Source organism: Bradyrhizobium sp. STM 3557, from assembly GCF_045571465.1.
GTDB lineage: Bacteria > Pseudomonadota > Alphaproteobacteria > Rhizobiales > Xanthobacteraceae > Bradyrhizobium.
This window is the reverse complement of sequence record NZ_CP120697.1, coordinates 3,919,593-3,937,428: the sequence shown is the minus strand read 5'-3', so window position 1 is coordinate 3,937,428 and position 17,836 is coordinate 3,919,593. Positions and strand designations below refer to the sequence as shown.

Annotated in this window: 13 protein-coding genes; 5 read left to right on the top strand and 8 right to left on the bottom strand. The window is 64.9% G+C overall.

Annotated features, from left to right (window positions below; translation table 11 throughout):
- Nucleotides 1-48 precede the first annotated feature (48 nt).
- Both P6U24_RS17820 and P6U24_RS17815 read left to right on the top strand, forming a co-directional pair.
- Nucleotides 49-1,272: a lytic murein transglycosylase gene (locus tag P6U24_RS17820; protein WP_407160370.1), complete on the top strand. Its 1,224-nt coding sequence runs from the start codon at nt 49-51 to the stop codon at nt 1,270-1,272.
- Nucleotides 1,273-1,452: 180 nt separating this feature from the next.
- Nucleotides 1,453-2,436, top strand: a complete 984-nt coding sequence (locus P6U24_RS17815; RefSeq protein WP_407160369.1) for a hypothetical protein — start codon at nt 1,453-1,455, stop codon at nt 2,434-2,436.
- 10 nt (nt 2,437-2,446) lie between these two features.
- Here the strand turns inward: P6U24_RS17815 and P6U24_RS17810 are convergent, their stop codons facing one another.
- A complete protein-coding gene (locus tag P6U24_RS17810) occupies nt 2,447-3,079 on the bottom strand; it encodes a TetR family transcriptional regulator (RefSeq protein ID WP_407160368.1) in 633 nt (210 codons plus the stop codon).
- Between the two features lie 93 nt (nt 3,080-3,172).
- Here P6U24_RS17810 and P6U24_RS17805 point away from each other — a divergent pair, with 93 nt between their 5' ends.
- Together P6U24_RS17805 and P6U24_RS17800 are read left to right on the top strand one after the other, a co-directional pair.
- Nucleotides 3,173-3,838, top strand: coding sequence for an O-methyltransferase (locus P6U24_RS17805; protein WP_407160367.1), 666 nt, complete (start codon nt 3,173-3,175; stop codon nt 3,836-3,838).
- 369 nt (nt 3,839-4,207) lie between these two features.
- Nucleotides 4,208-7,477, top strand: coding sequence for an efflux RND transporter permease subunit (locus tag P6U24_RS17800; protein ID WP_407160366.1), 3,270 nt, complete (start codon nt 4,208-4,210; stop codon nt 7,475-7,477).
- Nucleotides 7,478-7,710: 233 nt separating this feature from the next.
- Here the strand turns inward: P6U24_RS17800 and P6U24_RS17795 are convergent, their stop codons facing one another.
- Both P6U24_RS17795 and recJ read right to left on the bottom strand, forming a co-directional pair.
- Nucleotides 7,711-8,520: an SDR family NAD(P)-dependent oxidoreductase gene (locus P6U24_RS17795; RefSeq protein WP_407160365.1), complete on the bottom strand. Its 810-nt coding sequence runs from the start codon at nt 8,518-8,520 to the stop codon at nt 7,711-7,713.
- 859 nt (nt 8,521-9,379) lie between these two features.
- Nucleotides 9,380-11,221, bottom strand: coding sequence for a single-stranded-DNA-specific exonuclease RecJ (gene recJ, locus P6U24_RS17790; RefSeq protein WP_407160364.1), 1,842 nt, complete (start codon nt 11,219-11,221; stop codon nt 9,380-9,382).
- A 276-nt stretch (nt 11,222-11,497) separates the two neighbouring features.
- Here recJ and P6U24_RS17785 point away from each other — a divergent pair, with 276 nt between their 5' ends.
- Nucleotides 11,498-12,586, top strand: coding sequence for a methyl-accepting chemotaxis protein (locus tag P6U24_RS17785; RefSeq protein ID WP_407160363.1), 1,089 nt, complete (start codon nt 11,498-11,500; stop codon nt 12,584-12,586).
- Nucleotides 12,587-12,624: 38 nt separating this feature from the next.
- Here the strand turns inward: P6U24_RS17785 and P6U24_RS17780 are convergent, their stop codons facing one another.
- From P6U24_RS17780 to P6U24_RS17760, 5 genes are all read right to left on the bottom strand, one after another.
- Nucleotides 12,625-13,344, bottom strand: a complete 720-nt coding sequence (locus tag P6U24_RS17780; RefSeq protein WP_407160362.1) for a haloacid dehalogenase type II — start codon at nt 13,342-13,344, stop codon at nt 12,625-12,627.
- Between the two features lie 15 nt (nt 13,345-13,359).
- Nucleotides 13,360-14,361, bottom strand: a complete 1,002-nt coding sequence (gene glpX, locus P6U24_RS17775; RefSeq protein WP_407160361.1) for a class II fructose-bisphosphatase — start codon at nt 14,359-14,361, stop codon at nt 13,360-13,362.
- A gap of 234 nt (nt 14,362-14,595) precedes the next feature.
- On the bottom strand, nt 14,596-15,915 hold the full coding sequence (locus P6U24_RS17770; RefSeq protein WP_407160360.1) for a homoserine dehydrogenase: 1,320 nt from the start codon (nt 15,913-15,915) through the stop codon (nt 14,596-14,598).
- A 24-nt stretch (nt 15,916-15,939) separates the two neighbouring features.
- The gene (locus P6U24_RS17765; protein WP_407160359.1) at nt 15,940-17,160 is read right to left on the bottom strand and encodes an LL-diaminopimelate aminotransferase; all 1,221 of its coding nucleotides are present in this window, start codon (nt 17,158-17,160) and stop codon (nt 15,940-15,942) included.
- A gap of 226 nt (nt 17,161-17,386) precedes the next feature.
- The gene (locus tag P6U24_RS17760) at nt 17,387-17,632 is read right to left on the bottom strand and encodes a hypothetical protein (RefSeq protein WP_407160358.1); all 246 of its coding nucleotides are present in this window, start codon (nt 17,630-17,632) and stop codon (nt 17,387-17,389) included.
- Nucleotides 17,633-17,836: the final 204 nt, after the last annotated feature.

Genomic DNA, 17,836 nt, shown 5'->3' with positions numbered 1-17,836 from the left:
TCGCAAGCGCTTTGCCGGCATGCCACCAGAGCGGGTAAACTTGCATCCATGACCCAGCACGATTCCTTGAGCCGCCGAACCCTGCTCCGCCTGGGCGCGGGCGCGGCCGCGCTCGCGGCTCACCCATTGGCGGCGCTTGCCGCCCCAGCAGGCTTCGAGAGCTGGCGCGATGGCCTGCGCGAGCGCGCCATGGCCAAGGGCATCTCGGCCGTGACTTGGAGCCGGGTGATGGCCCATCTTGAGCCCGACATGAGCGTGTTCAAGGAGCTGAGAAACCAGCCCGAGTTCAAGGAGCAGCTCTGGCAGTACATCAATCGCCGCGTCTCCGACTGGCGCGTCATCAACGGCAAGATTGCGCTGAAGGACAACGCTGCGCTGTTCGCGCGCATCGAGAAGGACTTTGGCGTCGAGCGCGGCACGCTGCTGGCGCTATGGGGCGTCGAGTCGGCCTATGGCGATCCCTTGGTGCAGCAGAACCATATGCGCCCGGTGTTTCCGGCCCTGGCTGCGCTTGCCTGGAACGAGCCGCGCCGCAAGGCCTACTGGGAGGCCGAGCTGATCAACGCACTCAAGATCGTCGATCGCGGCTGGAGCACGCCGGAGGAAATGCGCGGCTCCTGGGCCGGCGCCATGGGCCATACCCAGTGGATGCCGGAGGTCTGGCTCAATGTCGGCTTCGACTATGACGGCGATGGCAAGATCTCGCCATTCGGCCGGCCCGACGACGCGCTCGGCTCGACCGCACGCTATCTCGTCAATCGCGGCCATTATCATCGCGGCGAGCACTGGGGCTACGAGGTTCGTGCGCCCGGCGGGAATGTCAGCGGCAGCCGCTCTTATGCCGCTTGGCAGAACGCTGGTGTTGTCAGGGCCGATGGCGAGGCGTTTCCGCAACCGAATGCCTCGGCGCAGCTCTGGATTCCTGTCGAGGGCGGACCTGCCTTTCTGCTGGGACCGAATTTCTATTCTGTGAAGAGCTACAATCCGGCGATGAGCTACGCGCTTGCGATCTGCCATCTCGGCGATCGCATTCTCGGCGGCCCGCCCTTCATCCAACAATTCCCGGGCTCGGAGCGCGCGCTGACGCTTGCCGAAGTGCAGGAGATGCAGAAGCGCCTCACCGCGGCCGGCTTTGACACCGGCGGCACCGACGGCCGCGTCGGCAACGACACCATGCAGGCGATCCGCGATTTCCAGGTCAAGGCCGGCATTCAGCCCGCCGACGGCTATGGCGGACTGAAGGTGCTGGCGAAGCTGCGACAGAACGGCTGACGCCCTCAAGCTGCAAATAAGTCACACCACCCGCTTCGAATGCGCGCGTGCGGTAGCGCAGTGCTGAGTCAAGCCCAATATAGGTCAGTACTACTGTCCAATTGGTCACAATTTGCTCATGCTTCTGATCTGACGTCAAAGTTGTGGAAAACTCGCAGACCACAACCCCGGAGCCTCGTGATGCGTATCTCGGTGGTTTTTGTTGCGGTGATGGTGATAGCGGCGCCGGTGCCAGCATCGGCCGCTTGCATGAGCATTAGTGAAGCACGTCAGCATTTCGGCTCTGTCCATCTCTACTGGCACGGCTCGGATCATTGTTGGGATGCCTCGCCAGGGCGGCGTCGCGAGGCCGCAGCGACGCAGCGGCATGCGCGTGGGCATGAGCGCCCCGAACCTCGGCGACCGAAATGGCGCGAGGCAAGATCCGAACTCGTCGCCGACAACGGGCCCGTGCCCGTCCGGGCATCCCAGGACATGGCCGATCAGCCCGTTGCGACGCCGGATGCACCGCCGGTCAAAGTGTTGCCGGTCAAGCTGGTCTCGATCCTTTCGGACTGGACTGAGCGCTGGGTCGACGTCGAGCAGGTCGATCCTGAACGTCTGATCAAAGCGCAATCGATGTCTCGGCCGGCGCCGGCGTCCGATCACAAGATCGACGCCACGCTCGTGGTTCACGGTCTGGCACTGTTCGCGTTCGGCTTCGGCTTGGTGCTGACCTTTGTCGCACTCGTCATGCGCTCGGGTGCCAGCTCCATCGGGCCGCCTTCAGCAGCTGAGGAGAGTTCATATCCAGCACAAACTGACTCCGAAGATGTCGCAACCACACTGCAAGGCTCGCCCGCCGCGCTCCCACCGCTCGTAGCTCGCGGTGGGCGCAGGCTCGCGTCAGTCAGACACCTCATTCTCGTTCTGATTTCACGCCAAGCCCATTTGATTTGCTGGAAGGCCCTGCGATGGGGCCGACATATTGACCGCTTCGTCTCTAACGGCGCCTATCCGACCGAGGTCAAGTGGCCGCCCTACTCTGCAGGCGCAATGATCTCCAGCGAAGACATTCCGCGCCCATTCACCATTCCGAGCCGACTGCTCGAGGAGACGCGGCAGGCCGCATCACGCGCCGTCTCGCCGCCGCTGCTACCGAAGCCCCGTATCAGACCAGGCTGAGAGGCACGTCTCAGCCGTTCTCGATCGCCGCGAGATAGGCGCAGAACATGTCGGCGATGGCATCGGCATAGGCGTCGATTTCCGCCGGCGATCGCGGGCTTTCCGAGAATTGCTTTCCGACGGCGCTGAGCGTCGTCTTGATCACATCAGCGGCGAGCGCCCGCGTGGCGTCCGAGGCTTGCGGCAACGCCTCGCGCATGAAGGCCTGAAAGATGCCGCGCCCCGACGCCTTTGCCTCACGTGCCTCGGGCGCATCGCGATAGAGCGGCGCGGCGTCGTCGAGCGCACCGCGGATCGCGGCCTCCTCGCATTCCGAGCGGATGAAGGCGTGCACCAGCCTGCGCAGCCGTTCGAGCGGCGGCCTGGTGTTGGCCTCAAGGATGCTGCGCAAGAGCTCGCTGGTCTGCCGCCATTCGTCGCTTTGCAGGCGAAACAGGATCGCGGCCTTGTTCGGAAAATATTGATACAGCGATCCGACGCTGACGCCGGCCTTCTCGGCAACCCGCGCCGCAGTGAAACGCTGCGCGCCCTCCTTCGCCAAAACCTGAACAGCCGCCTCCAGAATGGTCGCGACGAGCTCGGTCGAGCGCGCCTGTTTGGGCTGTTTTCGCGAGGAAATTGAAGGGCTTCGACGAGCTGCCATGGCGGCCTCCGGCAACGCGAATAGGAAATGCGACGAATTAGTCGTATTTCAACTCCCGCGCAAGACTGCGCTGAACCGACACCGGAGACCTTTATGACCACCCTTACCACCGCCCCGCTTGCGCCGCTGCTCGATCGCCTGTTTGACGAGGCCGCAACCAGCACGCGCGACATCGACGCCGCATTCGCCGACCTCACCGAGACGGCACAGACGCAGCTGATGCGCAGCAAGACCGACTACCGCGATCTCTACGGCCGCCTGAAGAACGTACCGCTTCCCGTCTCCCGCACGACCGGCACACTGCTCTACATGCTGGCGCGCAGCTTTGGCGCACGGACGATCGTCGAATTCGGCACCTCGTTCGGCATCTCGACACTGCACCTCGCCGCAGCCTTGAAGGACAATGGCGGCGGCCGCCTGATCACCACGGAGTTCGAGCCGTCAAAGGCGGCACGCGCGCGCGATCATCTGACGGCCGGCGGTGTCATCGACCTCGTCGAAATCCGCGAAGGCGATGCGCTGCAGACGCTGAGCGTCGATCTCCCCGATGCGATCGACCTCGTGCTGCTCGACGGCGCCAAGGCGCTCTATTCTGATATCCTGAATCTCGTGGAAAGCCGACTTCGTCCCGGTGCCTTCATCGTCGCCGACAACGCCGATCACAGCCCGGACTACCTGGCGCGCGTCCGTTCATCCGCGAACGGCTATCTATCGGTGCCGTTTGCCGACGACGTCGAGCTGTCGATGCGGATCCATTGAGGCGGCGAGCGACCGGCCGATTCCGGTGTCTCCTTGCAGGCAGTCGGAAGCCCGGCTTGCGCTCGATTGCAATCGGCGCCAGTTATTCTTGATGCCGCCGCTACACATGCGATGTCGTCCCGGCGGCTCAAGGCCGGGACGACAGCGGAGCTTGCGGCGGCAGCGCGGCTCGCGATGGCTATCAGGCTGTTGCATCGGATGGTTCACTTTCTTGTCAGACTATTTCTGCACTCCAGGCGTTGGTGTTAGGACGTTTCCGGCTGGCCGGAAAACGGCAGCTTGATGACACCATGCTGTGACAAGATGAGGCTTCTGCACCTGTGCGCAGCCGGATAGAACCGCTCCGCACTCGATCCATTCAAGTTCCTGATGAATCTCTCCGCGCCCTTCATCCGCCGTCCGGTTGCCACCACCCTGCTCTCGCTCGGGCTCGTCGTGGCCGGCGCGGTCGCGTTTTTCAAGCTGCCGGTGTCGCCGCTGCCGGACGTCGACATTCCCACCATCTCGGTGCAGGCGACGCTTCCCGGCGCGAGCCCGGAGGATGTGGCGACTACGGTCGCGAGCCCGCTCGAGCGGCATCTCGGCCAGATTGCCGACGTGACCGAGATGACATCGACGAGCTCGCTCGGGTCCGCGCGCGTCAATCTGCAGTTCAACATCGATCGCAACATCAACGGCGCCGCGCGTGACGTGCAGGCCGCGATCAACGCGTCCCGCGCCGATCTGCCGACCAGCCTGCGCACCAATCCGAGCTATCGCAAGTTCAACCCCGCATCGGCGCCGGTGCTGATCTTCACGCTGACGTCCAACACGCTGACGCCGGCCGAGCTCTACGACGCCGCCTCGACAGTGATCGCCCAGAAGCTGTCGCAGGTCGAGGGCGTCGGCGAGGTTGCTGTCAACGGCGGATCGCTGCCCGCGGTACGCGCGGAGCTCAATCCCTCGGCGCTCTACAAATACGGCATCGGCCTCGAGGATGTTCGCGCCGCGCTGGCGAGCGCCAACGCGCACAGTCCGAAGGGCGGCATCGATGTCGGAAGCCGCCGCTTCCAGCTCTATGCGAACGACCAGGCCACCAGGTCGGACGACTATAAATCGCTGGTCGTGGCCTATCGCAACGGCGCGGCCGTCCGCCTCACCGATCTCGGCGACGTCATCGATTCCGTCGAAAATGTGCGCACGCTGGGCCTCGCCAACGGCAAGCCCGCCGTGATGATGATCGTGTACCGGCAACCGGGCGCCAATATCATCCGGATGGTCGATGCCGTGAAAGCGCTAATCCCGGTGTTGCACGCTTCGGTCTCGCCGGCCATCGACATCAATCTCGCAGTGGATCGCTCCAAGACCATCCGCGCGTCGCTGCAGGACGTCGAGATCACGCTGCTGATCGCCGTGGCGCTCGTCATCCTCGTCGTGTTCGCGTTCCTGCGCAGCGCGCGTGCGACGCTGGTGCCGGTCGTCGCTGTGACGGTGTCGCTGGTTGCCACCTTCGCCGTGATGTATCTCTTGGGATACAGTCTCGACATCTTCTCGCTGATGGCGCTGACCGTCGCGACCGGTTTCGTGGTCGACGACGCCATCGTCGTCTTGGAAAACATCACCCGTCACATGGATGCGGGCCTGTCGCGGCTCGAGGCGACATTGCTCGGCGCGCGCGAGGTCGGCTTCACCGTGCTGTCGATGAGCGTCTCGCTCATCGCGGTATTCGTGCCGATCCTCCTGATGGGCGGGCTGGTCGGCCGCCTGTTCCGCGAATTCGCTGTCACGATCACCATTGCCATCGTGATCTCGCTCGTGGTCTCGCTGACGACCACGCCGATGATGTGCGCCGTGCTGCTGCGGAGCGAGGCCGGCCAGCGCCATGGCCGGATCTACCGCGCCAGCGAGCGCGTCTTCGAGCTGCTATTGCGCTTCTATCGCTGGACGCTCGGACTCGCGCTCCGTCATCCCCGCACGGTGATGCTGATCCTGGCTGCGACGCTTGCCCTGAACTTCTATCTCTATGGCGCCGTCCCCAAGGGCTTCGTCCCGCAGCAGGACACGGGGCTGCTGATCGGATCGATCCAGGCCGATCAGCACACGTCGTTTCAGCTGATGCAGCAGAAGCTCGCGCAGTTCATCGACATCGTCAGGAGCGATCCGGCAGTCGACACCGCGGTCGGCTTCACCGGCGGCGCCGGGCCGGGTCCTGGCGGCGCGACCAACACCGGCTCGGTGTTCGCGTCGCTGAAGCCGCTTGATCAGCGCAAGCTGTCCGCCGAGCAGGTGATCGAGCGGCTGCGCGATAAGTTGACGGCGGTCGCCGGCGCCCAGCTCTTCCTGCAGTCGATCGGCGATCTCGGCGCCGGCGGACGCACCGCCAATGCGGCCTATCAATACACGTTGAAGGGCTCGACACCTGCCGAGCTGAACGAATGGATCCCGAAACTCGTCACGGCACTTCAGCATGATCCGGCACTGGCCGACGTCAACAGCGATCAGCAGAACCGCGCGCTGCAGTCCAATATCGTGATCGATCGCGATGCCGCCTCGCGCCTCGGCATCACCGTCAGCCAGATCGACAACACGCTGTACGATGCTTTCGGCCAGCGCCAGGTCTCGACCATCTATGTCGCACGCAACCAGTATCACGTCATCATGGAGGTCGCCCCGCCCTATTGGCAGAATCCAGAGACGTTGAAGGACGTCTATGTTAGCACCTCCGGCGGCTCCGCCACGGGATCGCAGGCCACCAATGCGGTCGCTGGCACTGTGGCGTTATCGAACCAAAAGGCTTCGATCAGCGCCATCGCAACCAATGCCGTGCGCAACCAGGCGACCAACTCGATCGGCGCGACCGGCAAGGGCGTCTCATCGACTGGAACGGCCGTCAGCACCGGCGCCGAAACGATGATCCCCTTGTCCAGCGTCGCCCGCTTTGCCCAGAGCGAGACGCCGCTGCAGGTCAATCACCAGGATCTGCTGGTCTCCGGCACCGTCTCCTTCAATCTGCCGACGGGCGGCTCGCTCGGCGCGGCGACGGCTGCCATCGAGGCGGCCATGCGCCGGATCGGCATGCCCGCGACCATCCGCGGCGAGTTTGCGGGCGTCGCCAAGATCTTCCAGCAGTCGCTGGCGAGCGAGCCGTTCCTGATCCTCGCGGCGTTCGCGACCATCTACATTTCGCTCGGCATGCTCTACGAGAGCTACATCCATCCGCTGACGATCCTGTCGACGCTGCCCTCGGCGGGCGTCGGCGCGGTCGCGGCGCTGATGCTGTCGCACACGCAATTCGACCTCATCGCCATGATCGGTGTGATCCTGCTGATCGGCATCGTCAAGAAGAACGCGATCATGATGATCGACTTCGCGCTCGATGCCGAACGGCAGCAAGGGCTGTCGTCGCGAGACGCCATCTTCGAGGCCTGCATGATGCGCTTCCGCCCCATCATGATGACGACGATGGCCGCGCTGTTCGGCGCGGTGCCGCTGATGGTGGGCCTCGGCGAGGGCAGCGAGTTTCGCCAGCCGCTCGGCATCGCCATTTTCGGCGGCCTGATCCTGAGCCAGATCCTGACGCTCTACACCACGCCCGTGGTCTATTTGTATCTCGATCGCGCCAGACACTGGTACCAAAGGCGGCGGGCGGCACGGGCGTAGCACCGCGTTTCTCTTCAACCTCGCCCCGCTTGCCGGGAGAGGTCGAATTGCATGGTCAGATGCAATCCGGGTGAGGAGGTACAGGTCTAACAACTTATATCGACCGTGCGTCTGCCCCTCACCCCAACGCTCTCAGCGCGAGCGAAGCTCGTCGCGGCCCCGTAAAGAACGGGGAGAGGGAGCGCACCGAGATCGGCGCAATAGTTGGACTACCAGCTCGCAGGAAGAACTCCCTACCCTCGTCGTACCACGCCGCCCGCATACATGCCGCCGTCGATGACGAGTTCCGTGCCCGTCACGTAGCGCGCGGCATCGGAGGCGAGATAGAGCACGCCAGCGGCGATCTCCTCCGCCTGCCCGGCGCGGCCGAGCGGAACGGCCACCTTCGCACGCTCCTCCGGATCGATCGGCGCGTTCTGCCCGCGGCCCTCGGCTTCGGTCGGGATCTTGCCCCAGATCGGCGTTTCGATGATCCCCGGATGCACGGAGTTGACGCGAATGCCGTCACTGAACGAGGCGCATTCCAGCGCGACCGCCTTCGCGAACAGCCGCACGCCGCCCTTGGTGGCGCAATAGCCCGCCAGTCCCGCCGCGCCGCGCAGTCCCGCCAGCGACGACATCAGGATGATGGAGCCGCCGCCCGTCTTACGCATCAGCGGCAGGCTGTGCTTGACCGACAGGAACACGCCGTCGAGGTTGATGGCGGTCTGGCGCCGCCAATCCGAAAGCGACATCTCGGTGATCGAGGGCACAGCAATGCCGATGCCGGCATTCGAGACCAGAATGTCCAGCCGGCCGTGGAGCCTCTCGACCTTGGCGATGACCTCGGCCCAGCGCGGCTCGCTGGTGACATCCTGATGCAGGAACGTCGCCCGATGGCCGTGCGCGGTAATGCCGGCGACGACCTCCGGACCCCTGAGCTCATCGATATCGGTCACCACGACCGATGCGCCCTCGCGCGCCAGCAACTCGGCAACCGCAGCCCCGATCCCCGATGCGCCGCCCGTGACCAGCGCGATCTTGCCTTCGACCTGTCCTGTCATCTTCGCTTCCTGCCCTGTCCTTTGTTGTCGCTGTTCGTCGGCCAGTCCAATGAATAGCCGGTTCGGCTCGTCGGGCAAATCGCTTTGCGTCCGCATGCACCGTCGCGGCACGGCCGGACTGCAAATCCGGACTTGCGCGAACAAACTCATTTCTCGGGACAATTCAAGGCGATGGACGTTGTGCCGCCCGTGGCTGCAAAAATTTCACTTTCGTTTTTTCGGAAATCATGATTGAATGCGTCCGTCCTGCCTCACCAAAGGGGCGTACGCGTCGTCACGAACGCGAGGCAGGATGCGGTGGACGCGATGAGCAGCGCAGGACGAGCGCACGCTCGTGCGGACGGCGAAGTCGTGTGGTCCTGGCATCCCGGTGCTGATGCCAAGGTCGCTGAACCCGATGAGTTCAACGACTGATGGGGGCAAGAAAGCCGGTCCCCAAGGAGAGCGCGTATAAGCCGTAAACTATCGCGCAGGGAGGGCCGGTTGTTCGGCCGTACCTGTGGTTCTGCCGCGTGCATTCTTGTTGCACGCGGACCATGGGTGCGACCAGCACCCGGCCTTCCCTGCGCCCTCTTCTTGCAGAGGGTTTACGAACATGCATCACTCGGACGCGAATGGCGTGGCGAGAAGGTGAGCGTATGTCCCTACTGTCATGCCCCGCGCAGGCGCGGCATCCAGTACGCCGCAGCATCTCGATTAGTTACTACTGTTTCTGGAATACTGGATCGCCCGCCTTCGCGGGCGATGACGGCGGAGTTGATCATTGTTATCGTTATTGCGAGCGAAGCGAAGCAATCCAGTTCCACGTAAAAGAGTCCGGATTGCTTCGTCGCCTTCGGCGCCTCGCAACGGCGCGCAACTACCTGATGAACGCTGGGCCCTGGTCCGGCACCGCGACATCGAGCACGCGCAGTTGCACGCGCTCGACACCCTGGTAGCGGTCGACGGCGAGACAGCCGGCGACATGCAGAACCTGGCCACGATGCTGCGTCAGCGCGTTGCCGAGCCTCGAGCCGACGCTGCGGAAGGCGATGCCGTTGACGGTGGCGCCATCGCCGGCCTTGAAGCGAAGCTTGAGATGCGCCTGGCCGACCTCGTCGGCGAACACGAGCTGATGCGACGGCAGCGCCACGATCGGCTCCGGATTGCCGGTGCCGAACGGGCCTGCGCGATTGAGCGTATGCACCAGCTCCGGCGTCGCAGCGCGGGCGCTGATGGCGCCGTCGATATAGACCTCGTTGACGTGGCGTGCTTTGGCAACGTCGGGTGCGAGCGCGCTTTCGAGAAAGGCGCGGAATTCGGCGAGCCTTTCTTTGCGCAACGTGACGCCGGCGGCCATCGCGTGCCCGCCGCCCTTCATCAGGATGCCCTGCTCCACCGCCTGCCGCACCGCCTTGCCGAGATCGACGCCAAGGATGGAGCGGCCCGAGCCGGTGCCGATGCCGCCGGGCTCCAGCGCGACGGCGAAGGCCGGACGCGAAAACTTCTCTTTCAAACGCGAGGCGATGAGGCCGACGACACCCGGATGCCAGCCCTCGGACGCGGTGACGATGACGGCGCCCTTGTCCTCGAGCCCGAGCGCGGCGAGCGCCTCGGCTTCGGCCTGCGCCTCGGCCGCCTGTTCAATCACGCGGCGCTCGGTGTTGAGACGATCGAGCTCGGCGGCGATGCGTGCGGCCTCGGAGATGTCGCCCTCGAGCAGCAGCCGCACGCCGAGATCGGCACGGCCGATACGCCCCCCCGCATTGATGCGCGGCCCCAGCATGAAGCCGAGATGCCAGGCTTCCGGCGGCCCGTTCAGCCGCGCCACGTCCATCAGCGCGGTGTGGCCGACATGGTCGCGCCGGCGCATCGCGATCAGCCCCTTGGCCACGAAGGCGCGATTGAGCGCGATCAGCGGCGCGACGTCCGCGACCGTGCCGAGCGCGACGTGATGCAGCATGCCGAGCAGATCGGGCTCGGGCATCTCCGAAGTCCAGAAGCCGCGCCCGCGCAGCTCGCGATTGACGGCGACCAGCGTCACCAGTGTGAGGCCCACGGCGGCGAGATAGCCGAGGCCGGAAAGATCATCGGGACGGTTCGGATTGACCAGCGCATCGGCCTCGGGAAGGTCGGCGCCGCATTGATGGTGGTCGATCACGACCACGGACATGCCGAGCCGCCGCGCTTCCGCCAGCGGCTCCAGGCTCGTGGTGCCGCAATCGACCGTCACCAGCAAGGTCGCGCCCTTGGCGGCGAGCGCGCGCACCGCCTCGACATTGGGGCCATAGCCTTCGAAGATGCGATCGGGAATATGGATCAGCGGATCGAGCCCGCAATGGCGCAGATGCCAGGCGAGCAGCGCCGACGAGGTCGCGCCATCAACGTCGTAATCGCCGAAGATCGCGACCTTTTCGCGTCGGGCGGCGGCGTCCGCGATGCGCTTGGCGGCCGCCTCCATCTGCGTCACCGTGAAGGGATCCGGCATCAGCTTGCGAATGGTCGGGTCGAGGAAGTCCTGCACTTCGTCGAGATCGACGTCACGGCCGGCCAGTACGCGCGCCAGCATCTCCGGCAACTGATAACGCTGCACCATCGCCAGCGCCTGCGCTGCCGCCCGCGCATCGAGCCGGTCGCGCCACAGCTTGCCCGTGAGCGACCCCCGCACGCCGAGAAAGGCTTGCGGCGTTTCGCTGGGAAGAACGATTGCGGGAGGCGTCATGAAGACTCGGGAGTTGGAAGGAATCGCCACTGTCAGCCCAAGCTACATCACGCGCGTTGGGGCGAAACGCCGGGGCGCGCAAGTTCCTTGTCGGAACTGACACAAATCACTGATTTTGCACAAATTTCGGGCAGACCTGGCTGCGTTCAAGGCCGCGGAGTTAATCCGGTGTTAGGCGAAATCGCCGACAAAGGTATTCAATTCATACTCAAATTTGATTCATCGCGCATCTCCGATGCCGGGCGGGACGCGCAAGCCTTGTGGAGTTCGCCACCCATGGTGACAGCGCCTGCTCTGAAAAAGTCGCCCTCGATTGCGCCATCGCAGCCGCTGGCCAGCGAGGACGAGACCGATGTTTCCGCGCTGATCGCGCGGCTGACCGGCGAAGTCAATCAGATCGCCTGCGAGAAGACCAAATCGATCCAGCAGATCACCAATCAGATGAAGATGCTGGCGCTTAACGCACTGATCGAAAGCTCGCGGGTCGGCGCCCAGGGCGCGGGCTTTGCCGTGGTGGCGCAGGAGGTGCGCGCGGTCGGCCAGCAGGTCGAGACCATCGCGCGCGAGCTGGAAAGCCATCTCACCACGCGCACCGGCAATCTGAAGAGCTCGATCGAAGAGATGACCAATCGCGCCCGCGGCGAGCGTATGGTCGACCTGTCGCTCAACGCCGTCGAGCTGATCGACCGCAACCTCTATGAGCGCACCTGCGACGTGCGCTGGTGGGCGACCGATTCCGCGGTGGTTGATTGCGCTGCCAAGCCCGAGGCAGCGACGGTGGCGCATGTGTCGGAGCGGCTCGGCGTGATCCTGTCCGCCTACACCGTCTACCTCGATCTGTGGCTATGCGATCTCGACGGCAAGGTGATCGCCAACGGCCGCGCCGATCGCTCCCACGTGGCCGGCGCGAGCGTCGCCGAGACCAAATGGTTTCGCGAGGCGCGCGGACTGCGTTCCGGCGACGACTACGTCGCCGGCGACATCGAATGCCAGCCGCTGCTCGGCAATGCCCAGGTGGCGACCTATTGCGCATCCGTGCGTGAGCGCGGCAAAGCCAACGGCCGTCCGCTCGGCGTGCTCGCGATCCATTTCGACTGGGAGGCGCAGGCGCGCGCCATCGTCCAGGGCGTGCGCGTCAGCGCCGCCGACAAGGCGCGCGTGCTGCTGGTCGATTCCAGTTTTCGCGTCATCGCCGCATCCGACGGCCAGGGCATTCTGAGCGAACGCCTACCGCTCAAGCTCGAGGGCAAGCCGAGCGGCTTCTATCACGATGCGTCGAAGCGGATGATCGCCTTCCACGCCACGCCGGGCTACGAGACCTATCGCGGGCTCGGCTGGTACGGGGTGATCGTCTCGGGCGGGTAAACAATCAGATCGAAGACGGAGTGGAAGGTCTGTTCGAGCTAACAGCCGAGCTTGTCGGCGATGCTGCCAAAGTCTGGGGCGATGATATCCCAGGCGCCGGTGGCCTCGAAGTCGATCTTCTGCAGCGGGCCGTATTCGGTCGGCCGCGCCACGAAGGCGGTCTTCAATCCGTGGCTCTGCGCGGCCTTCAGATCGTTGTTATGCGCAGCGACCATCATGACCTCGCTCGGCGCCAGGCAAAGCAGCCGTGCAGCGCCGAGATAGGTCTCCGGGTCGGGCTTGTAGTGCTGAAACAGCTCGGCCGACATCACGAGGTCCCAGGGGAGACCAGCGAACTTCGCCATATTGGTGAGCAGCGCGACGTTGCCGTTGGAGAGCGGCGAGATGATGTATTTTGTCTTCAGCCGCGTCAGGCCGGCGACGCTGTCCGGCCAGGGATGCAGCCGGTGCCAGCCCTTGGTGAGATAGTCGAGGTCGGCATCGGTGAGACCGGTGATGCCAAGTTGCGCGACGAGCTTCTCGAGCGAACGGCGGTGCAGGACATCGAGGATGACATAGCCGCGCTCGGGATGCCTGCGCACCTCGTCCATCGAGCCGACATAGAGGCCGCGCCAGCCATCGACCAGCGCGGTCCAATCGCCTGTGACTCCGCGGCGCTGCGACCATGCGCTGAAGTCGTTGATCAGGCTGGTGCGCCAGTCGACCACGGTGCCGAACACGTCGAACACCAGCGCTTTCACGGCGGATAAGTCGGACATGTTCGGCCCTCGCGCCTAGTCGAGGTGGAATTTTGCCAGTTCGCGGTGCTCGGCGCGGATGTAGCGCACCGTTCCGGTGACCGAGCGCATTACGACCGTCTCGGTCTCGATCACGCCGTCCTTGCGGAACTTGACGCCGGAAAGGAGCGAGCCCGTCGTGACGCCGGTGGCGGCGAACAGGCAGTCGCCGCGGGCCATGTCCTCGATGCCGTAGATCATCTTGGGGTCGCCGACGCCCATCTTGGCCGCGCGCTCACGCTTCTCGTCCGTATCGAGGATCAGCCGGCACTGCATCTGGCCGCCGATGCAGCGCAGCGCCACTGCTGCGAGCACGCCTTCCGGCGCGCCGCCGGTGCCGAGATACATATCGACGCCGGTGTTTTCGGGATCGGAGCAGTGGATCACGCCGGCGACGTCACCGTCGGTGATCAGGCGGACAGCGGCGCCGGTCGAGCGCACGCCCTGGATGATGTCGGCATGGCGTGGACGGTCCAGCACGAGCACCGTGATTGCCGAGGGATCGACGCCCTTGGCCTTGGCGAGCCGGAGGACATTGTCTGCCGGCGGGGCATCGATATCAACCACGCCCTTGGCGTAGCCGGGACCGACCGCGATCTTCTGCATGTAGACGTCGGGCGCGTGCAGGAGCGTGCCGCCGTCGGCCATCGCCATGGTGGCGATCGCACCGGGCATGTTCTTGGCGCACAGCGTGGTGCCCTCCAGCGGGTCGACGGCAATATCGACCTTGGGGCCGGCCTTCATGCCGACCGTCTCGCCGATATAGAGCATCGGCGCTTCGTCGCGCTCACCCTCGCCGATCACGATCGTGCCTTCGATCGGCAGCTTGTTCAGCTCGCGTCGCATCGCGTCCACCGCGGCCTGATCGGCGGCCTTCTCCTGGCCATGGCCGCGCAGGCGCGCGGCCGATACCGCCGCACGTTCGGTCACGCGCACAAGTTCGAGCGTCAGGATGCGCTCGAGCATCAATTGCGGCGGGACTGAAATATGCGTGGACATCGGCCAACTCCTCAAAGACATCATGACGGGCATCCAACGCCCGTTAAGCCTAACCGTTCACGGACCGCCCGGCGGCGGGGCGCCGCGTGGGACCAGGCGACCGGCGCATCACGACGCGCTCGCCCATAGCCCCGGTTTGAGCATGTAATCTTCGCAAACGCCATGCGTTTGTTTAAGCAAAAACGGTGCGTGCTGTGGGCACGTCAGGCCCGCCCTTTGCCCGTACCCTTGGCCCTAATTCTTCTCGATCCGGATCACCTGCGGCTTGCCGCTGATCACCTTGTCGCGCTGCACCGCCTGCAGCGCCTTGTACATGGCGTCCTCGTGCGTGGCGTAGGTGATCAGGATCACGGGCACGGGCGCGCCTTTGCCCGACGACTTGGCGACCTCGCCGCCATTGGGATGGCGCTGCACGATCGACTCGAGCGAGATCTTTTGCTCCGCAAGCCGCGTGGCGATAGTCGCCGCCGTACCGGCATGGTCGCGCGCCATCAGACGGATGTAATAACCACCCTCGTGCCGCTCCATCGGCGCCTTTTCGGTCGGCCGCAGCGCCTCGACAGGCCGGCCGAACGGTGCCGCGCGCACGCCGCGCGCGACATCCGCGATGTCGGCCACGACCGCAGACGCGGTGGCCGCACCGCCGGCGCCCGGCCCCACCAGCGTGATCGGCGGAATGCCCTCGCCGTCGATGGTCACGGCATTGGTGACGCCCATGACCTGCGCGATCGAGGAAGATTTCGGCACCATGGTCGGGTGCACGCGCTGCTCGATGCCCTTGGCGGTGCGCACGGCAACACCGAGCAGCTTGACCCGATAGCCGAGATCGTCGGCCGCCCGCAGGTCCTCCGGCGCGATCGAGGAGATGCCCTCGACATAGACGGCGTTCTGGGTCACCGCGGTGCCGAAGGCGAGGCTCGCCAGGATCGCGAGCTTCTGCGCGGTGTCGTGGCCATCGACGTCGAACGACGAATCTGCCTCGGCATAGCCGAGGCGCTGTGCGTCCTTCAGGCATTCCTCGAACGGCAGCCCGTCCTGCTCCATCCGGGTCAGGATGTAATTGCAGGTGCCGTTGAGGATGCCATAGACGCGATTGACGCCCGTGCCGGCCAGTCCCTCGCGCAATGTCTTCACGATCGGGATTGCAGCGCCGACGGCGGCCTCGAAATTCAATGCGCCGCCGTGCTTCTCGGCGGCCTTGGCGAGCCTGATGCCATGTTTGGCGATCAGCGCCTTGTTGGCCGTCACAACCGACTTGCCGGCTTTGAGGGCGGTGTCGATCGTCGACAGCGCCGGATCGCCGGCGCCGCCCATCAATTCGACCAGACAATCGATCTCGGGATCGGCCGCGAGTGCCAACGGGTCCTTGGCCCAGGTGATCCCGTCGAGATCAAGACCGCGCTTCTTGGCCTTCGAGCGCGCGGTGACCGCGACGACGCGGACGCCGCGCCCGGTGCGCTCGGACAAGATGCGCTCCTGGCGATTGAGGAGACGGACGACCTCGGTACCCACGGTGCCGAGGCCCGCGATACCCACTCTCAGGGGTGCGACCATGACGATGAAGAACCTGCCGGAAAATTACCGCCGGTTGGCGATGGGAACCACGTTGTGCAACGTTTCAATGCCGCTTTCAAGGAAACGGCGCACGCCGCGCGCGGCTTGCCGGATTCGCTGCTCGTTTTCCACCATGGCGATGCGCACATAGCCCTCGCCATGCTCGCCGAAGCCGACGCCGGGCGAGACCGCGACGCCGGATTTCTCCACCATCAGGGTGGCGAACTGCATGCTGCCAAGACCCTTGAAGGCCTCGGGCAACGGCGCCCAGGCGAACATCGAGGCCTGCGGCGAGGGAATCTCCCAGCCGGCGCGGCCGAATGCCTCGACCAGCGTGTCGCGGCGCTTGCGATACGTCTCGCGCATCTCGCGGATGCAATCGTCCGGACCGTTGAGTGCGGCGGTCGCAGCCACCTGGACCGGCGTGAACGCGCCGTAGTCGAGGTACGACTTCACCCTCGCGAGAGCCGCAATCAGGCGCTCGTTGCCGACGGCGAAGCCCATACGCCAGCCGGCCATCGAATAGGTCTTGGACATCGAGGTAAATTCGACGGTGACGTCCATCGCGCCCGGCACCTGCAGCACCGACGGCGGCGGATTCTTGTCGTCGAAATAGACCTCGGCATAGGCGAGGTCGGACAGGATGAAGATCTCGTGCTTCTTCGCAAACGCAACGAGGTCGCGATAGAAATCCAGGTCCGCGACATAGGCCGTCGGATTCGACGGATAGCAGACGATCAGCGCCAGCGGCTTCGGGATCGAATGAATGATCGCGCGTTCGGCGGCTTCAAAAAATTGCGGCGTCGGCTCGGCCGGTACCGAGCGGATCACGCCGCCCGCCATCAGGAAGCCGAAGGCGTGAATCGGATAGCTCGGATTCGGACAGAGGATAACGTCGCCGGGCGCCGTGATCGCCTGGGCGACGTTGGCAAAGCCCTCCTTGGAGCCGAGCGTCGCGACGATCTGGGTGTCCGGATTGAGCTTCACGCCGAAGCGGCGGTCATAATAGGCCGCCTGGGCCTTGCGCAGGCCGCCGATACCGCGCGAGGCCGAATAGCGGTCGGTGCGCGGCTTGCCCAGGGTCTCCTTGAGCTTCTCCAGCACATGCGGCGGCGCCGGCAGGTCCGGGTTGCCCATGCCGAGATCGATGATGTCGGCGCCGGCATTCCGTGCGGCCGCCTTGGCCCGGTTGACCTGCTCGAACACGTAAGGCGGCAAACGGCGGATGCGGTAGAATTCTTCCATGGGTTCCTGGCTCCGGCAACCGGGCGGGCGAGCTGGCCATCACGGCAATTTTGCGCTGCGGCAGCCTCGATCGAAACCCGTGCCATGGCAGCAGTCCAGCACGGTGTCACGGACCGGACGGTCCCGCCTCACCTTCACTTTGCGGTTGATTCCGGTCTTTTATCACGGACGCCGCGCTGCGCCAGCGAATACGTCGGCCATAAGAGCGCCAGCCAAGTCGCCCCCGTCACTTCCCGGCGGTATTCTTGGCCGCCGACGCCTGGCGGTCGCGCGCGGCCATCAATTCCTTCTCGATCTTGGCACGCTCCTCGGGCGAGATCGTCGCATCGTCACGATCCCGCGGCAGATCGTTCACCGGCAGATAGGCCCCAGGCTCCTTGGGGCGGGCTGGCGCGTCTACGGGCTCGAGCGAGCGCATGTCGGCGAGCTGGCTGGTGCAGCCAGACAGCGCCAGCGCGCTCGTCACAAGCACACAAGCAGCACAGATCAAGGCGCGCGCCTTCCTGCTCCGATCCACCAACGTCCCTTTCGGAAGATCCCCTTGCCGGGATCATCTTGCCGCAGCCCGACGGTTGTCACCTGAAACAAATTGGGCTGACCACGAATTGCTTGGCTGAGTATCGCATCCAATATGTCGGAAGCAAGAATGCCTATCGCAACGCAACACGCAAAAATC